Annotated in this window: 1 protein-coding gene; it reads right to left on the bottom strand. The window is 73.8% G+C overall.

Features of this window, described 5'->3' with window-relative positions:
- Positions 1-522, bottom strand: a 522-nt coding sequence (locus tag HW577_RS25840) for a hypothetical protein (protein WP_198378934.1), incomplete at its 3' end; no start/stop codon positions are given.
- Positions 523-817 lie beyond the last annotated feature (295 nt).

Here is an 817-nt window from a genome sequence, read left to right as displayed (position 1 = left end):
CGCGCCTGTCGGCCCGGCCGGATAGGCATGAGGGGCCGGATGCGACCGGACCTCGACCGGCGCTCCGGCCAGGCGCCGGCCGAGCGCCCGCGCGGCGAGGCGCAGCGCCGGCTGCGCCGAGGCCTCGTTGCCGACCCGGCCGAGCAGTTGCAGGACGGCATCGCGCGCCTCCGCATCCGGAATGACGGCCGGGTCCGCATGTAGCACCGCCCAGGCGTCCGCCGCGTGCCCCGCGAAGGCCAAGCGCCATGCCATGATGGCGCGCATGCGGGGCGATAGCGCCACCTCGATCGCGCCGGCCACCGCCGCGGCGATTGCCTCCGCATCCCGCAGGTCCAGCGCCGCGGCGAGATGCATCGGCACATGGCCGGGCAGCCGCTCGGCGGGCGGGATCGCGCCGAGCAGCCGCGCGAGGCCGGGAAGATCGTTCGCCTCGGTCAGCGCGCGGACCTGCGCCTGCAGCGCGGCATGCGGGTTGGGGCGGCAGGCAAGCCTGAGCGCGCGGTGGTTAGTTCCGAACATGGAACATCATCGCGCGGCGCGAGGGCAGCCGCGAGGGCGCACGCCACATATTCGTCAAGAATGCGTTTCACCTCTTGGCGATCCGGCGGGGCACGTCTAGACCCACGCCCAAGAAACACGCGGAAATGAATCGAGAGGCTCACGCATGATTCGTCCCCTGGTTCTCGCCGGCCTCGGACTCGCCGCCCTGCTCGGCCTGGCCGCGCCGGCCGAGGCGCGCAGCCGTTCCGCCGAAGCCCAGGCGCAGTCGCGCCCGGCCTCGACCCAGGCGGCACGCGCGTCCAGATCGGAGGAG

This window comes from Neoroseomonas rubea, from assembly GCF_016106015.1.
Taxonomy (GTDB): domain Bacteria; phylum Pseudomonadota; class Alphaproteobacteria; order Acetobacterales; family Acetobacteraceae; genus Neoroseomonas; species Neoroseomonas rubea.
This window is presented reverse-complemented; position numbering and strand designations above follow the sequence as displayed.